The sequence below is a fragment of the Stenotrophomonas sp. FBCC-B152 genome, from assembly GCF_059134105.1.
Map to the genome: position 1 here is coordinate 1,044,859 of NZ_CP101442.1, position 15,452 is coordinate 1,060,310.

Sequence of the window (15,452 nt, forward strand, 5' to 3'; positions counted from 1 at the left end):
AAAAAAAGCGCGGACCTTTCGATCCGCGCCGGTGGTGCCGCCAGGGGGAGAGAGGACCTGGCGACACCGTTGCCTGGTAGGTCACGACCGTGGGCCGTGACCCCTTCAATCAATATTTCAGGTTCTGCGACCAGTAGGTCTCGATCTGCTTGACCAGCGCGTCCGGCAGCGGCACGTAGTCCAGCTGCTTGGCCTGGGCATCGCCGCTCTTGTAGATCCAGCGGAAGAATTCCTGGGTGGCCTTGGCGCTGTTGACGTTCTTCGGCTGCTTGCGGACCAGGATGAAGTTGGTGGCGGTGATCGGCCACGCTTCGGCGCCCGGGGCGTTGGTCATGACCAGGTAGAAGTCCTTGGCGTTGGCCCAGTCGGCGCTGGCGGCAGCGGCGGCGAAGGACTCGTCGCTCGGCAGCACGACCTTGCCCGACGCGTTCTTCATCGCAGCGTAGGACATCTTGTTCTGCAGCGCGTAGGACAGTTCGACGTAGCCGATGCCACCCTTGATCTGCTTCACGTAAGCGGCAACGCCTTCATTGCCCTTGCCGCCGATGCCCACCGGCCACTGGACCGAGGTGCCTTCGCCGACCTTGGACTTCCACTCCGGGTTGACCTTGGAGAGGTAGTTGACGAAGTTGAAGGTGGTGCCCGAACCGTCCGAGCGGTGCACGACGGTGATCTTGCCGTCAGGCAGCTTCACGCCCGGGTTGAGCGCGGCGATGGCCGGGTCGTTCCAGGTCTTGACCTTGCCCAGGAAGATGTTGGCCAGGGTCACGCCATCGAGCTTGAGCGCGCCCGGGGCGATGCCGGCCACGTTGATCACCGGCACCACGCCGCCGATCACCGACGGGAACTGGGCCAGGCCGGCCGCAGCCAGCTCTTCCGGCTTCAGCGGGGCATCGGACGAACCGAAGTCCACCGTGGCCGCCTTGATCTGGGCGATGCCACCACCGGAACCGATGGACTGGTAGTTGACCTTCTTGCCGGTCGCGGTGCTGTAGTCGGCCGACCACTTGGACATGACCGGGTAGATGAACGATGCGCCCGCGCCGGTCACATCGGCGGCATTGGCGGCGAACACGGAGGACGCGGCGAGAACGGCAACAGCGGCGCGCGACTTGAAGGCGTGGATCACGGGGTGGCTCCTGGGATGGATGGTGGTGCGGGGTTTCCCGCCCGGTGCCTATTCCATAACGGTTCCGTGACAGCGCAGCGACTGTCATATGACGCAACCGTGACACAGCGGGTCGACACTTCCAGCCACGCAGGGCGTGGCTCTACGGAAGCCGTTGTGACGGCGGTCAAACAAAAAAAGGGCGCAGCCCAAGCTGCGCCCTTTCAATCACAGAGGTACTGCGAGACTTACCAGAAGAACTGCAGGCGTGCTTCCAGGATGTTCGGGTCGTCGTTCACGAAAGTGCGCGTGGCCGAGCTGTACTTCTTGCTGTCCACCATTACGTAGTTCAGGGCGAACTTGGTGTTGGAGCGCCAGTAGTAGTTCACGCCCACGGTCCAGATATCCATCTTGCCGCCCAGCACGCCGTCCACGATCGGCGGGCGACCGGCAACCGGGTTGGCGTTCAGATGGCCATCGTCCAGGTTCATCGAGTCATAGCGTGCGCCCAGCTGCCACATGCCACGGCCCGGCTCGTCCGGCAGGCCGGTGGTCGGGGTGCCGCCCTTGTAGCCCCAGGTCTCGCCGGTGATGTTCCACAGGCCGCTGACGTAGAAACCGTCGCTGGTGTAGTTGTCGCGCGTCATGCGCTTGGCTTCGCTGGTGTAGTACTCGGCCTGGGCCTTGAACGGGCCCCCGATGTACATCGCTTCGGCACCGATGGTCTTGACCCGGTCGGTGTCGGTCATGTTGCCGCTGTCGACCAGGCGCGCGGTGGCCAGGTCGGCGTTCGGACGGGCGCGCACGCGCAGGGTGTCGGCGTCGGTGTCGTAGTCGACATAGCTCAGGCCGAAGTGCAGGACCTGGCCCTTGTCGTTGATCGGCGCCCAGGTGCCACGCGCGCCGTAGCCGCTGCCGTGGGCCAGGTTGCGGGTCAGCTCACGGCCGAAGGCGCTGGCGGTGACCGACCAGTTGTTGTCGCCGAAGCTGTAGGCGCCACCGAGGCGGCGGGCCACGGCGTAGGTGTTGGTGACCGCAGCCTTGGAGATGAAGTCGTTGTTCTTGGTGCTGGACAGCTCTTCCAGGCTGTTGGGCTGCTTGAACTGGCCCAGCTGCACGAAGTGGTTGGCGTTGCCGGCCAGCTTGTACTTGACGTTGGTGTCCAGGAACTTGTCGGCCTTGGCGTCGTAGCCGACCACCCATTCCACGTTGCCCGGGCCCTTGCCCTTCAGCACCAGCTCGGCGCGACGCAGTTCGAATTCGCTGTCCTTGCCGTTGGCGGCATCGCCACCGTTGAGATCGGTCACATCGTTGTCGAACCAGTTGCCGTCGGCCTGGACCAGGCCTTCGAAGGTGATCTCCGAGCCGCCGATCACGTCGATGGCCACTTCAGCGTGAGCGGCCGGCACGAACAGCGCAGCAGCCACGGCCGCAGTAAGGAGTTGGCGATGCAGTTTCATGGAAAGGAGCCTTGCAGGCAGGTGGGAAGATGCTGCGCAGGCTAATAAGTGAAGATTGCGTAAATATGACAGTTTCGGACAAAGCAGCCCCGGTCCCAAGGCAAGCTGTTGTTGGGGTTGCCAAAACTGCCTGAAACAGATGACTGCCCGGTTGCGTTCAGATGGCAGTCTTCTGCTTGAACCGGCACAGGTCGCGGATCACGCACTGCGGGCAGTCCGGCTTGCGTGCCCTGCACACGTAGCGGCCGTGCAGGATCAGCCAGTGGTGGGCATCGAGCAGGAATTCGGCCGGAATCACCTTGACCAGCAGGTCCTCGACCGCCCGCACGTCCTTGCCGGGCGCCAGCCCGGTGCGGTTGGCGACCCGGAAGATGTGGGTGTCCACGGCCATCTCCGGCTCGCCGAACGCGGTGTTGAGCACCACGTTGGCGGTCTTTCGACCGACCCCCGGCAGGGCTTCCAGCGCGGCGCGGTCGCGCGGTACTTCGCCGCCATGCTGGTCGATCAGCAGGCGGCAGGTGGCGATGACATTCTTCGCCTTGGCATTGAACAGCCCGATCGTGGCGATGTACTTCTTCAGTCCGTCCTCGCCCAGCGCCAGGATCGCCTGCGGCGTGTTGGCGACCGGGAACAGTTTGCGCGTGGCCTTGTTGACGCCCACGTCGGTGGCCTGCGCGGAGAGCGCAACGGCGACCAGCAGTTCGAACGGTGAGCTGTATTCCAGTTCGGTCTTCGGATGCGGATTGAGTTCGCGCAACCGCGTGAACATTTCCACGACGTCGGCCTTGGGCATGCGCGCGCTGCGCGGTGCGGCCTTTGCAACGGTGGTCATCAGGAAGGCTTTCCAGCAGCCCTGGCTTTGGCGCGCGCAAGAATCGCGGCGGCCGCAGGCGGAAGGGCCGGCTTCAGATCGGGAGTGGGTGCGGCAGGCGCACGGCGGGCATCGCGTTCGGCGGCGCGACGTGCCAGCCGCTGCGCGCGCTGGCGGTAACGCTCGCGTGCGGCCCATGCACGCTGCAACTGCTGCTGTGCGTGCAGCAGGCGCGCCGGCAGGTCGGGATGGCCAGCCAGCAACGCGTCATCGCCAGGGGCGGGCACGTAGTCCATCAGTCCCGCTGCCAGCGCAGCGTCCAGGTCGTCATCCAGCACCAGCAGCAACAGGCGGGCGGGCAGGGGCGTGGCGTCGTGCATCATCGCTCAGCGGTTCTGGAACACCGGCGGACGCCGCGCAAGGAACGCTGACGTCCCTTCGCGCATGTCTTCGGTGGCGAACATCAGGCCGAACTGTGCGCTCTCATATTCCAGCCCGTCTGCAAGCGTGCATTCGCCACCGACATGCACGGCATCAAGAATGCCGCGCAGGGCGAGCGGTGCGGACCGCGCGAGCTGGGTGGACAGCTCGCTGACGCGCGCATCCAGTGCATCGGCCGCGACCACTTCGTTCACGATGCCCAGCTGCAGCGCACGTGCGGCGGTGATCGGCGCGCCGAGCAGCAACAGCTCCAGCGTGGCGGCGCGACCGCACAGGCGCAGCAGGCGCTGGCTGCCGCCGAAGCCGGGAATCAGCCCCAGGTTGATCTCGGGTTGGCCGACCCTGGCGCTGTCGGCAGCCACCCGCAGGTGGCAGGCCATGGCCAGTTCCAGCCCGCCGCCCAGCGCAAAACCGTTGATCCGGGCGATCACCGGCTTGGGCAGGCGTTCGATGCGGCGCATCACGGCCTGGCCCAACAGCGAGAAGTCACGTCCCTGAACCGGGGTCAGTCCGTTCATTTCGGCGATGTCGGCCCCGGCCACGAACGCCTTGGGGCCGGCCCCGGTCAGTACCACCACGCGGACGGATTCTTCCTGCCCTGCGGCCAGAAACGCCGAATCCAGGGCCTCCAGGGTCTCCCGGTTGAGCGCATTGAGCTTGTCGGGGCGGTTGACAGTGATCCAGCGGATGGCACCATCGTCGACAACGGTAAGGGGGGCGTCGGCCACGGCGGGGGCTCCTGGAAAAACGTTAAAAAAAAGTGATATTGAACTCTGGAAACAAAGGCAGGTCATAGCCTTCGTCGTTAGTGGCGGTTCAACGTTGCGGCGGCTATCCTAACCCGTCGCCTCAGGGCGGCCCAATGCGTCCTGAGTTACCACCCCTGGAGAAACGTTTGATGAAGTTGCGTTCTATCGCGGTCGCCGTCGCGGCCCTGGCCCTGACGGGCAATGCCTTCGCCCAGGACACTTCGTCCGAAAAGGGCAAGCTGAGCTATTACTTCGGTTACGACTACGGCAACAACCTGGCTGAGCTCACCGGTCGCGGCGAACAGCTGGACATCAATTCGGTGGTGAAGGGCCTGCAGGATGCCTACGCCAAGAAGCAGCCGGCGATCACCGCCGAGCAGCTGAAGCCGGCCGTCGAAGCCTTCCAGAAGCGTGAGCAGGGTCGTGCCGCCGCTGCCAAGGCCGAGTACGAAAAGGCTGCCGCCGAAAACAAGACCAAGAGCACTGCGTTCCTGGCCGCCAACAAGGCCAAGGCCGGCGTGCAGGCGCTGCCGAGCGGCGTGCAGTACCGCATCGTCGAAGCCGGCAAGGGCGCCAAGCCGACCCAGGCCAGCACCGTGCAGCTGGAAGTGGCCGGTCCGTACCCGTTCGGTACCCGTCCGACCGAAGCCCGCCCGGCGCAGCAGATTCCGGCGATCAAGGTCAGCGAAGTCGAAATGAAGGCCATGCGCGAAGTGCTGCTGCAGATGCCGGCCGGTTCGAAGTGGGAAGTCACCCTGCCGCCGGAACAGGCCTACGGTGCCGACCCGCGTACCCCGTTCCCGCCGAACGTCGCCGTGCAGTTTGAAATCAAGCTGGTCAGCGTCAAATAAGAAGAACGATTCGAAACACGAAAACGCGCCGATGGAAACATCGGCGCGTTTTTTGTTGCCCGCATTCGCGCTACTGTTGCGCGGTGCACTTTCCGGAACCCCCGCCCATGCCATGCCCAGTCCCTGCATCGGAACCTGCGCGCTTGATCGCGCCGGCCTGTGCGGCGGCTGCCTGCGCAACGTGGATGAAATCACACGCTGGTCGACGATGACCCGACACGAACAAGACCATGTGATGCGTCGGGTGCTGCCGCTGCGCGACCAGCTGCGGCAGTCGCTGGGCGGCTCGCTGGCCGGCCACGAGCGCCTGCTGCGCGCGCTGCACCCGCTGGATGCACCGCCCGGCGGCGATGGCTGGAACCGCAGTGAACTGGCCGACCTGCTGCCGCCTGGCCCGCCAGTGGAAGCGGCCGTGCTGGCCGGGATCATCCCGCGCGCCAGCGGCGCGCAGGTGCTGCTGACCCGGCGCACCGATACGCTGCGCCAGCATGGCGGCCAGGTCGGGTTCCCGGGCGGCCGCCAGGAGCCGGACGACCGCGATGCAGTGGCCGCCGCGATCCGCGAAAGCAACGAGGAAATCGCGCTGCCGTACGACCAGGTGCAGGTACTGGGCTACCTGGATCCGTTCGTGACCATCACCGGGTACCGGGTGATGCCGGTGGTGGCGGTGATCGACCCGGGTTTCGTGGCGGTGCCGCAGCCGGATGAAGTGGCCGAAGTATTCGAAGTGCCGTTCGATTACCTGATGGATCCGGCCAACCTGCACCAGGTCGAGATCGACCACCGCGGCCGCATCCGCCACGTGCTGGAATACGGTTGGCCGGGCCAGCGCATCTGGGGCGCCACCGCCGCCATCCTCTACAACCTGCGTCGCCGCCTGGAGCAACTGGAATGAGCACTGCGAACCCGACCCCGTGGACCACCCTTGTCGATGTGGCGACGCTGTCCAGCGCGCTGGCGCAGGGTGACACCCGCCTGTTGGATGCACGCGCCACCGCGAGTGCCGCACCGCGCGTGCTGGATGCGCGTTTTTCGCTGGCCGATCCGCAGTCCGGCGCGCGCGACTATGCCGCCGGGCATCTGCCGGGCGCGCTGCGCGCGGACGTCAACCGCGACCTGGCTGACATGAGCGTGGTCGGCCACGGCCGCCACCCGTTGCCGGACAGCGACGCGTTCGCTGCCACGCTGGGGCGGTGGGGCATCGGTCCCGACACCCAGGTGGTGGTCTACGACGGCGGCGACGGCAGCATGGCGGCGGCGCGCGCGTGGTGGCTGCTGCGCCTGATCGGGCACACGCAGGTGGCGGTGCTCGATGGCGGCCTTGCAGCGTGGCAGGCGGCCGGTCTGCCGTTGACCACGGAGGTACCCGAGGTGGTGCCGTTGCCGCCCTATCCAGGGCGTTTCGACACCACCCAGGTGGCGTCGGTGGACGAGATCGCCGCGCGCTTGAAGCATGCGCCGGGCTGGCTGCTGGATGCACGTGCCGGTGAACGGTTCCGGGGTGAGGTGGAGCCGCTGGATCCAGTGGCGGGGCATGTGCCCGGGGCGGTGAACCGCCCGTTCGCATTGAACGTGGCCGACGGCCGCCTGCGCCCGACCGCCGAGCTGCAGGCCGCGCTGCGGCCGCTGATCGGCACGCATGATCCACGGCAGGTGGTGGTGATGTGCGGTTCGGGCGTGACCGCCTGCCATCTGCTGCTGGCGATGGAAGTGGCAGGGCTGCACGGCGCCCGGGTCTATGCCGATTCGTGGAGCGGGTGGGTCAGCGATTCAAGCCGACCGGTAGCTACAACGTAGTCAACGGAACGGCCGCCAGCACCCGCGGCCACGGGAACAACGGGCCCGGGTCGCGTTTGCGCGGCACGCGGCGGTCCGGGTCATCGCTGGCCACCTCTTCGCGCGTGTCCAGCGCCTCGTGGCCGGCGATGTGCTGCAGGCCGGGCAGGGTGTCGCACAGGTGCTGCAACAGGTCGATCAGGGCCGCGATCTGGGCGTCCGGGTACGGTTCGTCCATCGCCTGGTGGCGCGAGTCCAGCCAGTGCGGGTAGCGGCCGGTATTGACCAGTTCGATGCCGATGGAGCGCGGGTTGTAGCCGCTGACATGGTGGGCGGTGCGCTCGACCGGGACGTACTGGACGATGCGGCCGTCGCGGTCGATGTAGTAGTGCCCGCTGTTGCCGCTGCCGCTGTCGTACAGAACGCGTTCGCCGTAGCTGCGCGCCATGGCCAGGTCCGGCAGTTCGGTGCAGTGGATCACCACCAGGTCGATGTCGTCCGGCGCGCGCGCACCCAACTGCTCGACATAGGGCAGCAGCTGTTGGTCGATGCGGGGCGGGGCGCGGTCGGGCATGCGCCGATGCTAGCATTCGGGCATGAGCGCTGATATCGATTTCCACGCGGTGGCTGCATGAGCCGCGGCCACTGCATTCTTTCCCACGGCTTCGAAAGCGGCCCGGACGCCACCAAGGTGACCGCACTGGCCGACGTGGCCCAGCGGCTGGGCTGGACCCATGAACGCCCGGACTACACCGACCTGGATGCCCTGCGGGAGGTCAGCAGCGTGGGCGATGTCCGCGCCCGCCTGCAGCGCCTGGTCGAGCGTGCCAGCGCCGCCGCCGCGTCCCAGGGCCCGGTGGTGCTGGCCGGGTCCTCGCTGGGCGCCTACATTTCGGCCATCGCCTCGCTGCAGGTGCCCACCCGGGGCCTGTTCCTGATGGTGCCGCCGACCCGGATGGGGCCGATGCCGGCGCTGGACGCCGCCCGCGTGCCCACCAGCGTGGTCCACGCCTGGCACGACGAGCTGATTCCGGCCGCCGATGTGATCGCCTGGGCCCAGGCGCGCGCGGCGCGGCTGCTGCTGGTCGATGACGGGCACCGCCTGAACAACCACGTGGATGCGTCGGCGCAGGCGTTCGAGGCGCTGCTTCGGAGCCTCTAAAGCGTACCCACCAACGGTGGGTACCTACCGGAGGCGACCAGCGGTTGGCATGCGCCGCAGGGCGTCCCGGGGCGATTCCGGCCGGGTCACGTACAATGGACGGTCCGGCGCCTGCGCCCGGGCCGCCTGCGGTGCCCGTGGGCACCCCCTTCCTGCTGACCTGCGATACCGATCCCGTGAAATTCTTTGTTTCCTGCGCCAAGGGCCTGGAGTACCTGCTCGCCGACGAACTGCTGGCGCTGGGCCTGCCCAGGGCCACTGCCACCATTTCCGGCGTCAATGCCGAGGGCGAGCTGCCGCAGGCGCTGAAGGTGGTGCTGTGGTCGCGCCTGGCCAGCCGGGTGCTGTGGCCGCTGGCCGAGTTCGACTGCCCGGACGAGGGATCGCTGTACCAGGGCGTGTCGTCGATGCCGTGGGAGCAGCACATCAGCCCCGAGCTGACCCTGTCGGTGGACGCCCATGTGTCGGGCACCGAAATCACCCACGCGCGCTTTGCCGCGCAGCGGGTCAAGGACGGCGTGGTCGACAGCCTGCGCGCGCAGGGCCTGGAGCGGCCTTCGGTGAACACCGAGTTTCCGGACGTGCGCATCAACCTGTCGCTGCGCAAGGGACGCGCCTCGATCTCGATCGACCTCGGCGGCGGCCCGATGCACCGGCGCGGCTGGCGCATGGCGCAGAACGAAGCACCGCTGAAGGAAAACCTGGCGGCGGCCGTGCTGATGCGCGCCAACTGGCCCAAGATCCACGCCGAAGGCGGTGGCCTGCTCGACCCGATGTGCGGCAGCGGCACGCTGCTGATCGAAGGCGCGCTGATGGCCGCCGACGTCGCTCCGGGCCTGCAGCGCCACGGCAGCATTCCGCCGAGCCGCTGGCTGGGCTTTGATCGTGATGCCTGGAACGCCCTCATGGCCGACGCACGCACCCGCGAGCAGGCCGGGCGCGCCGCGCTCAAGCAGGTCATCCACGGCAGCGACATCGACCCGCATGCCATCCGCGCGGCCAAGGAGAACGCGGAAACCGCCGGTGTCGCCGAGGCGATCTGGTTCGGCGTGCGCGACGTGGCCGATGTGCAGGTGCCGCCGCAGGAAACCGGTTGCGTGGTGTGCAACCCGCCGTATGACGAGCGTCTGGCCGCCGATGCGGTGCTGTATCGCCGCCTGGGCGATGCGCTCAAGCGCGCCGTGCCGCAGTGGCGGGCCAGCCTGCTGTGCGGCAGCGCCGAACTGGCGTTCGCCACCGGCCTGCGCGCGAACAAGAAGTACCAGCTGTTCAACGGTGCCATCGAGTGCGCGTTGATCGTGTGCGACCCCATCGCCGTGCCGCAGCGCGAGAATGCGGGCCAGCCGCGCGAGCTGAGCGAGGGCGCGCAGATGGTGGCCAACCGGCTGCGCAAGAACATCCGCAAGTTCAAGACCTGGAAGGCGCGCGAGCAGGTCACCTGCTACCGCGTGTACGACGCCGACCTGCCCGAGTACGCCGCCGCCATCGACGTGTACGAAGAAGATGGTGGTGCGGGCCGCACCTTCCTGCACGTGCAGGAATACGCCGCGCCGGCCACCATTCCCGACGTCGACGTGCGCCGCCGCCGTAACGAGCTGCTCTCGGCCGCGCGCGAGGTGTTCCAGGTGCCGGCCGAGCAGGTGGCGCTGAAGTCGCGTGAACGCGGCAAGGGCGGCAGCAAGTACGGCCGCTTCGAACAGCGCGGCGAATTCGTGCTGGTGCGCGAAAACGATGCGCTGCTGCGCGTGAACCTGTTCGATTACCTGGACACCGGCCTGTTCCTGGACCACCGCCCGCTGCGTTGGCACATGGCCAAGGAAGCGCAGGGCAAGCGCTTCCTCAACCTGTTCTGCTACACCGGCGTGGCCAGCGTGCAGGCGGCAGTGGCCGGTGCGGCTTCCACCACCAGCGTGGACCTGTCCGGCACCTACCTGCAGTGGTGTGCCGACAACCTGGCCCTGAACGGCAAGGGCGGCAGCCAGCACCAGCTGATCCAGGCCGATGCATTGGCTTGGCTGGAAGCCGAGCGGCATCGCTTCGATGTGATCTTCTGCGATCCGCCGACGTTCTCCAACTCCGCCCGCGCCGAGGATTTCGACGTGCAGCGCGAACACGTGCGGTTGCTGCGTGCGGCCGTGGCGCGGCTGAGCCCGGAAGGCGTGCTGTATTTCTCGAACAACTTCCGCCGCTTCAAGCTGGACGAGGAAGTGATCAAGGAATTCGCCGAGTGCCGCGAGATTTCCGCGGACACCATCGGCGAGGATTTCGAGCGCAATCCTCGCATCCATCGCGCGTGGGAGATCCGGCGCTTCGGCGCCTGATCGAACGCGTTACAGCGCAGCCGCCGCCAGCCCGATCACGGGTAATGCCCAGGCCAGCGGCGCGATCCAGCGCGGTCGCCAGGGATACAGGCCGAAGGCGATCAGCAGGCCGCTGATCGTCATCGCGCCCAGCCACAGCACTGGGCCGGCGGCCCAGCCGTGGTCGGCCACGCAGATGCCGAACGCGATCGCCAGCAATGCCCAGCCCAGCCAGCGCCACAGGCGCATGCGCGCGGGCCCGGCGTGCGCCTTGCCGTGCAGGTCGAGCTGGTGCTTTTCCATCGCCAGCGACAGCGCGGTGAACGCCGAAAAATTCAAGGTGAGCGCCAGCAGCATCATGCGTTGGCCTCGGCAGTGTTGCGGGTGGCGGCTGCAACTGCAGCGGCCTGGCGCTTCTTCTTCTCGGCCGCGCTCAGCGCCGGCTGCCAACGCTGCATGCGCAGGCCGCAGTACGCCAGCATCGCGCCGAAGGCGAGCATCACGAGGTCGAAACCGGCCAGCGCCCAGTCGCCCGTGCGCAGGGTCACGCCGAGGTGAGCCTGCGTGGTGAGCGCGTTGATCACCGGGATCAGCGCAAACAAGGCCGCGCCCAGGTACAGCTGCCAGGCCCACATCAACCGCTTGGGCCAGAGGAAGGCCGCCAGCAGGGCGGCGCCCCAGGCATAGAAGAACACGCTCGCTTCCGCGTCGGAACGCTCCGCGATCTGCAGCGGCAGCAGGCGGTTACCCCAGAAATAGGCGGCAAACGCGATCGGCAGGCCGGCCACGGCGCCGATGTTGAGCGCATCCACCAGGCGCAGGCCGAAGCCGATCCGGCCGGCCTTGGCGTGCTTGGGGCGCTCCTTGACCGCCCACAGCACCACGCCGCTGGCCACCATCAGGCAACCGACCAGGCCGGACAGGAAGAACAGGGCGCGCAGGCCCCAGTCCGCAAAGCGGGCCAGGTGCAGGCCGTACATGACGCCACGGGTGTGGGTGGCGCCACCGGGCACCGGGCTGGTCTCGATCAACGCGCCGCTGACCGCGTTGTAGCGCAGCGAAGGTGTGTCGACCGACAGACGCTTGCCGTCGCGCTGGTAGATGTCGATCACCGCATTGGCCGCGCCCGGGTGGAACACGGTGAAGCCGCTGACCTGCGCGCCCTTCCATTCGGCACGCGCACTGTCGAGCAGCTGCTGGATCGGCAGTGGAGCGGCGCTGCCTTCGGCGGGGTCGGCCGGATCGGCCAAGCGTGCGAAGGCCTCGCTGAAGAACGCATCCTCGTCCTTCGGATAGGCCACGCTCACCCCCTGCGGCAGGTACATGAACATCAGCGTGACGATGCCGGTGTAGGTGATCATCGCGTGGTAGGGCAGGGCCATCACCGCGCTGACGTTGTGGAAGTCCAGCCACGAACGCAAGCCTTTTTCAGGCCGGAAGGTAAAGAAGTCCTTGAAGATCTTCTTGTGGGTGATCACCCCGGTGATGATCGCCACCAGCATGAACATCGCGCAGAAGCCCACCAGGTAGCGCGCCCACAGCACCGGGATGTAATGCAGGTCGAAATGCAGGCGGTAGAAGAAGTCGCCGCCGCGGGTTTCGCGCGCGGCCACTTCCTCGCCGCTGGCCGGGTCCACCGTGGCATCGCCGAATCGGCCACCGCCGCGGCGGCGCTTTTCGCCTTCGGCCGGCGGTTTCACCATGGATTCGGGGTTGCGCCAGAACATGCGCATGGCCGGGTTGCGCGGGTCGGGCAGGGTCACGTTCCAGCTTTCGGCCTGCGGCGCCTTGTGCTGCAGGAACGCCACCGCGCGCTCGGCGGCCACCTCGGTGGACACACTGCTGCGCGGCAGTTCCGGGCGCATCCAGCGGCTGATTTCTTCGCGGTAGTAGCTGGCGGTGCCGGCCATGAAGATGAGCAGCAGCAGCCAGCCCACCAGCAGCCCGGTCCAGGTGTGCAGCCAGGCCATGGACTGGCGGAATCCATTCTTCATGCACGTGCTCCCAGTGCGAGGGTGCCCAGCCAGAACAGCGCGGTAGGCGCAGCAATGCCGATCCAGGCGCGCAGCGCCGTGCGGCTGGCGAACGCCCACAACGCCGCACAGGCGCACAGCACGATGGCCACCAACATGCCGGTCAGCACCGCCTGGGCACGGGCGATGGGCAGGGCCACGGCGAAGAACATCGAACAGGTGGCGGCCAGCGCGTAACCGCCGATGATCGCGGCCATTGAACGCGACAGCACTCCCAGCCAGGGGCGGGCGAAGAAACCGCCGAAACGGTTGAACCAGCTGGCATCAGGCGTGCTGTCCACGGTAACCTGCAATGTCGGGTCGAACAACGAACGTCACCGGCCGGGGCCGGTGACGGGGGGAGGGTGGCCATCCGTGGCCAAGCCGCCGCACAGGGCGGGGGTATCCCTGGAGAACGTTGCTGCCCCAGCGCGCCCATGGCAGCGCCACCATCGGCAGCGCGCAGGACGGCATCGGGGAAGCATCCAATGCGGGAATGATAGTCATTATCATTCGCTTCGGCAAGATTGATTGATGGTTGGGCGTTACCGGCTCTTCTCGCTGCCGCTGCGATACTGGTGGCATGACCGACGCAGACCTGCACGATCGCGACGCACTGCCCGATGCCGCCGGGCGAGACCCTGCCGTGCTGGCCGCCGACGAGGACTGGTGGGCCCAGGTAGCGGCGCTGTACGACCTCACCGACGAAGTGGTCATGCTCGACAACGGATACTGGGGTTCCATGGCACGGTCGGTGTTGCAGGCCTATCAGCGCGCTACCGCGCGGGTGAACCGCGACAATGCGTGGTTCGGGCGACGGGAATTCCCGCCGTTGCTGGAACACGCGCGTGCAACGCTGGCCGCCGCGCTGGGCGTGGGCGCCGATGAGATCGCGCTGACCCGGGGCGCGACGGAAGCGATGCAGGTACTGATTGCCGGCTACCGGCACCTGTCTCCGGGCGACACCGTGCTGTATGCGGACACCGACCATGAAAGCGCGATCGCTGCGATGCAGTGGCTGGGTGAGCGCAGGGGCGTGGAGGTACAGCGCATCGTGCTGCCGGAGCCATTCGACCACGACGGCATCGTGGACGCCTACCGCCAGGCGCTGGCGCGCTACCCGCGCACCCGCCTGCTGCTGCTCACCCAGGTTGGCCACCGCAACGGCATGCTGCTGCCGGTGGCGGAGATCAGCGCGCTGGCCCGCGCGGCCGGCGCGGACGTGGTGCTGGATGCGGCACATGGCATCGGCCAGGTCGACACGCCGCTGCACGCGCTGGGCGCGGATTTCGTCGGCATCAACCTGCACAAGTGGATCGGCGCGCCGGTTGGCCTGGGCGCGCTCTACGTGCGGCGCGGCCGTGTGCAGGACCTGGATCCCTGCATGGGCGAGGCCGACACTGGCGATATCGACAGCCGCGTCCACACCGGCACGGTCAATTTCGCGGCGGTGATGGCCTTGCCGGCAGCATTGTCGCTGCACCAGCGGATCGGCGTGGCCAACAAGCGCGCCCGCCTGCTGCGCCTGCGCAACCAGTGGCTGGATGCGCTGCGCGAAGACGGCCGGATCCAACTGCTGGCGTCACCGGATCCGCGTCTGTCCAGCGCCATCGCCGCCTTCCGCCTGCGCGGGCAAGTCAGCCTGGAGGCCAACACCGCCACGGCCGAGCGCATGCTGCAACAGTCCGGTGTCTTCGTCGTGGCCCGCGAAGGGTTGGCGTCCGGCGCCTGCGTGCGCGTGACACCCGGCATCTTCACCACGCCCGCGCAGATGCGGTCGCTGATCGACGCCATCCGCGCGCTTGCCTGATGGATGTCAGGCTGTACCTGGCTGTTCCAGCGGCTCGATGATCAGGCGCACACCGAGAGCGCCAAGTACCCGTTGAACGGTGTCGAAGCGGGGATGCGCGCCCGGCTTGAGTGCCTTGTAGAGACTCTCCCGCCCGAGGCCAGAGGCCTCCGCAATCTGCGCCATGCCACGGGCGCGCGCCACCACTTGGAGTGCATCCCGGAAATGCGGGGCGTCATCCGCGGAAAGTGCCTCGGTGAGGTACTGCGCAATGGCCGCATCGTCGACCAGATGATCCGCGGGATCGAAAGCAACGAGGACTGGCTTGCTCATGGTTGAATCCTGAAGGGGCAGTTGCGCGCTGTGGTTGCATCACGCTCCACGCGGGAAATGGGCGGCCATCTTCTGCGCCTGCAGGATGTCCGGAGCTTGGCTGTCCTTGTCGCCTGCGCATAGCAGAATGATGATTTGCCGGCCCCGCCGCGTGAAGTACACGCGGTAGCCGGACCATACGCCGAATGTATCCATTTGGATACAGCGTGCAAGGCGTACCCGACAGGTCCAACGCTTCGTTCAGCGCGAACTGCAGGCCTTGGCGATTTCGGCGTCGATGCGCTCCGGCGCGGGGCGTCCAAACAGCTCGCCGATCTCGCGACGGGCGCGCAGTTCTTCGCACTGTTCCGGATTGGCCGCGCCGTCGATGACGGTACCGCGCACCGGCGGCTCGCCACGACCGGCGTCGGCCTGCATGCGGCGACGGGCCTGGTGCAGGTCGCGCTGGGCGCGGGTGCGCTCTTCCCAGGTGAGGTTGGGATCCTTGACGATCGGCCGGGTCACGCCGGTGTCCTGCTCGGGCGGGCAGGGCACGGTCTGGTAGATGGTCTGGCCGCCAGCGGCGCATTTGTACACGCGCCCGGCATGGGCATTGCAGGCCAGCGCGCACAGCGCCAGCGTCACGATCGTCCTTCGCATGATTCCCCCGGCGGGCCACTC

The 15,452-nt window shown here is 67.4% G+C and carries 18 protein-coding genes; 6 read left to right on the forward strand and 12 right to left on the reverse strand.

Annotated elements, in window-relative coordinates:
* Positions 1-109: 109 nt before the first annotated feature.
* The 5 genes from pstS to NMB40_RS05060 form a co-directional block, all read right to left on the reverse strand.
* Positions 110-1,129 (reverse strand): phosphate ABC transporter substrate-binding protein PstS, encoded by a 1,020-nt coding sequence (gene pstS, locus NMB40_RS05040; RefSeq protein WP_093533913.1) that lies wholly within the window; start codon positions 1,127-1,129, stop codon positions 110-112.
* Between the two features lie 227 nt (positions 1,130-1,356).
* Positions 1,357-2,568 carry an OprO/OprP family phosphate-selective porin gene (locus NMB40_RS05045; protein ID WP_282248422.1) on the reverse strand — a complete coding sequence of 404 codons (1,212 nt, stop codon included), beginning with the start codon at positions 2,566-2,568 and terminating at the stop codon, positions 1,357-1,359.
* 157 nt (positions 2,569-2,725) lie between these two features.
* Entirely contained in the window at positions 2,726-3,400 is a 675-nt protein-coding gene (nth, locus tag NMB40_RS05050; RefSeq protein ID WP_494360341.1) for an endonuclease III, read from the reverse strand.
* Entirely contained in the window at positions 3,400-3,762 is a 363-nt protein-coding gene (locus NMB40_RS05055; RefSeq protein WP_494360342.1) for a hypothetical protein, read from the reverse strand. The genes nth and NMB40_RS05055 overlap by 1 nt, the downstream gene beginning before the upstream one ends.
* 3 nt (positions 3,763-3,765) lie before the next feature.
* Positions 3,766-4,548: an enoyl-CoA hydratase/isomerase family protein gene (locus tag NMB40_RS05060; protein ID WP_494360343.1), complete on the reverse strand. Its 783-nt coding sequence runs from the start codon at positions 4,546-4,548 to the stop codon at positions 3,766-3,768.
* 170 nt (positions 4,549-4,718) lie between these two features.
* On the opposite strand from NMB40_RS05060, the gene NMB40_RS05065 reads away from it, so the two are divergent.
* The 3 genes from NMB40_RS05065 to NMB40_RS05075 all read left to right on the forward strand — a co-directional run bounded on the left by NMB40_RS05065 (position 4,719) and on the right by NMB40_RS05075 (position 7,217).
* Positions 4,719-5,420, forward strand: coding sequence for an FKBP-type peptidyl-prolyl cis-trans isomerase (locus NMB40_RS05065; RefSeq protein ID WP_282248064.1), 702 nt, complete (start codon positions 4,719-4,721; stop codon positions 5,418-5,420).
* A gap of 112 nt (positions 5,421-5,532) precedes the next feature.
* Complete coding sequence (locus tag NMB40_RS05070; protein ID WP_494360344.1) at positions 5,533-6,315, forward strand: CoA pyrophosphatase; 783 nt, start codon at positions 5,533-5,535, stop codon at positions 6,313-6,315.
* Positions 6,312-7,217 (forward strand): sulfurtransferase, encoded by a 906-nt coding sequence (locus tag NMB40_RS05075; RefSeq protein ID WP_494360345.1) that lies wholly within the window; start codon positions 6,312-6,314, stop codon positions 7,215-7,217. The genes NMB40_RS05070 and NMB40_RS05075 overlap by 4 nt, the downstream gene beginning before the upstream one ends.
* Here the strand turns inward: NMB40_RS05075 and NMB40_RS05080 are convergent.
* Positions 7,207-7,770 carry an N-acetylmuramoyl-L-alanine amidase gene (locus NMB40_RS05080; protein WP_494360346.1) on the reverse strand — a complete coding sequence of 188 codons (564 nt, stop codon included), beginning with the start codon at positions 7,768-7,770 and terminating at the stop codon, positions 7,207-7,209. The two genes, NMB40_RS05075 and NMB40_RS05080, sit on opposite strands and share 11 nt — an antisense overlap.
* A 57-nt stretch (positions 7,771-7,827) precedes the next feature.
* On the opposite strand from NMB40_RS05080, the gene NMB40_RS05085 reads away from it, so the two are divergent.
* Positions 7,828-8,358 carry an alpha/beta hydrolase gene (locus tag NMB40_RS05085; protein WP_494360347.1) on the forward strand — a complete coding sequence of 177 codons (531 nt, stop codon included), beginning with the start codon at positions 7,828-7,830 and terminating at the stop codon, positions 8,356-8,358.
* A 176-nt stretch (positions 8,359-8,534) separates the two neighbouring features.
* Entirely contained in the window at positions 8,535-10,679 is a 2,145-nt protein-coding gene (rlmKL, locus tag NMB40_RS05090) for a bifunctional 23S rRNA (guanine(2069)-N(7))-methyltransferase RlmK/23S rRNA (guanine(2445)-N(2))-methyltransferase RlmL (protein ID WP_494360348.1), read from the forward strand.
* A 9-nt stretch (positions 10,680-10,688) separates the two neighbouring features.
* Here the strand turns inward: rlmKL and NMB40_RS05095 are convergent, their stop codons facing one another.
* From NMB40_RS05095 to NMB40_RS05105, 3 genes are read right to left on the reverse strand one after another with little or no spacing between them, the layout of a single operon-like run.
* A complete protein-coding gene (locus NMB40_RS05095; protein ID WP_494360349.1) occupies positions 10,689-11,018 on the reverse strand; it encodes a DUF3325 domain-containing protein in 330 nt (109 codons plus the stop codon).
* Complete coding sequence (locus NMB40_RS05100) at positions 11,015-12,652, reverse strand: PepSY-associated TM helix domain-containing protein (protein WP_494360350.1); 1,638 nt, start codon at positions 12,650-12,652, stop codon at positions 11,015-11,017. Before NMB40_RS05100 ends, NMB40_RS05095 begins: the two co-directional genes overlap by 4 nt.
* Positions 12,649-12,972, reverse strand: coding sequence for a DUF3649 domain-containing protein (locus tag NMB40_RS05105; RefSeq protein WP_494360351.1), 324 nt, complete (start codon positions 12,970-12,972; stop codon positions 12,649-12,651). The genes NMB40_RS05100 and NMB40_RS05105 overlap by 4 nt, the downstream gene beginning before the upstream one ends.
* Positions 12,973-13,253: 281 nt before the next feature.
* Here NMB40_RS05105 and NMB40_RS05110 point away from each other — a divergent pair, with 281 nt between their 5' ends.
* Entirely contained in the window at positions 13,254-14,480 is a 1,227-nt protein-coding gene (locus NMB40_RS05110; protein ID WP_494360352.1) for an aminotransferase class V-fold PLP-dependent enzyme, read from the forward strand.
* 6 nt (positions 14,481-14,486) lie between these two features.
* Here NMB40_RS05110 and NMB40_RS05115 read toward each other — a convergent pair whose 3' ends face one another.
* The 3 genes from NMB40_RS05115 to NMB40_RS05125 are packed head-to-tail and all read right to left on the reverse strand — an operon-like array spanning position 14,487 to position 15,431.
* Positions 14,487-14,792, reverse strand: coding sequence for an addiction module antidote protein (locus NMB40_RS05115; protein WP_494360353.1), 306 nt, complete (start codon positions 14,790-14,792; stop codon positions 14,487-14,489).
* Between the two features lie 39 nt (positions 14,793-14,831).
* Positions 14,832-14,987, reverse strand: coding sequence for a hypothetical protein (locus NMB40_RS05120; protein ID WP_494360354.1), 156 nt, complete (start codon positions 14,985-14,987; stop codon positions 14,832-14,834).
* 45 nt (positions 14,988-15,032) lie between these two features.
* Positions 15,033-15,431: a DUF4124 domain-containing protein gene (locus NMB40_RS05125; protein ID WP_494360355.1), complete on the reverse strand. Its 399-nt coding sequence runs from the start codon at positions 15,429-15,431 to the stop codon at positions 15,033-15,035.
* Positions 15,432-15,452 lie beyond the last annotated feature (21 nt).

Excerpts from the sequence above, each read along its gene's own strand:
- NMB40_RS05125 (WP_494360355.1), bottom strand. The coding sequence starts at position 15,431 with ATGCGAAGGACGATCGTGACGCTGGCGCTGTGCGCGCTGGCCTGCAAT.
- NMB40_RS05115 (WP_494360353.1), bottom strand. The coding sequence starts at position 14,792 with ATGAGCAAGCCAGTCCTCGTTGCTTTCGATCCCGCGGATCATCTGGTC.
- NMB40_RS05075 (WP_494360345.1), top strand. The coding sequence starts at position 6,312 with ATGAGCACTGCGAACCCGACCCCGTGGACCACCCTTGTCGATGTGGCG.
- NMB40_RS05065 (WP_282248064.1), top strand. The coding sequence starts at position 4,719 with ATGAAGTTGCGTTCTATCGCGGTCGCCGTCGCGGCCCTGGCCCTGACG.
- nth (WP_494360341.1), bottom strand. The coding sequence starts at position 3,400 with ATGACCACCGTTGCAAAGGCCGCACCGCGCAGCGCGCGCATGCCCAAG.
- NMB40_RS05120 (WP_494360354.1), bottom strand. The coding sequence starts at position 14,987 with ATGGATACATTCGGCGTATGGTCCGGCTACCGCGTGTACTTCACGCGG.
- NMB40_RS05095 (WP_494360349.1), bottom strand. The coding sequence starts at position 11,018 with ATGATGCTGCTGGCGCTCACCTTGAATTTTTCGGCGTTCACCGCGCTG.
- NMB40_RS05055 (WP_494360342.1), bottom strand. The coding sequence starts at position 3,762 with ATGATGCACGACGCCACGCCCCTGCCCGCCCGCCTGTTGCTGCTGGTG.
- NMB40_RS05085 (WP_494360347.1), top strand. The coding sequence starts at position 7,828 with ATGAGCCGCGGCCACTGCATTCTTTCCCACGGCTTCGAAAGCGGCCCG.
- NMB40_RS05070 (WP_494360344.1), top strand. The coding sequence starts at position 5,533 with ATGCCCAGTCCCTGCATCGGAACCTGCGCGCTTGATCGCGCCGGCCTG.
- NMB40_RS05100 (WP_494360350.1), bottom strand. The coding sequence starts at position 12,652 with ATGAAGAATGGATTCCGCCAGTCCATGGCCTGGCTGCACACCTGGACC.
- NMB40_RS05110 (WP_494360352.1), top strand. The coding sequence starts at position 13,254 with ATGACCGACGCAGACCTGCACGATCGCGACGCACTGCCCGATGCCGCC.
- NMB40_RS05080 (WP_494360346.1), bottom strand. The coding sequence starts at position 7,770 with ATGCCCGACCGCGCCCCGCCCCGCATCGACCAACAGCTGCTGCCCTAT.
- NMB40_RS05045 (WP_282248422.1), bottom strand. The coding sequence starts at position 2,568 with ATGAAACTGCATCGCCAACTCCTTACTGCGGCCGTGGCTGCTGCGCTG.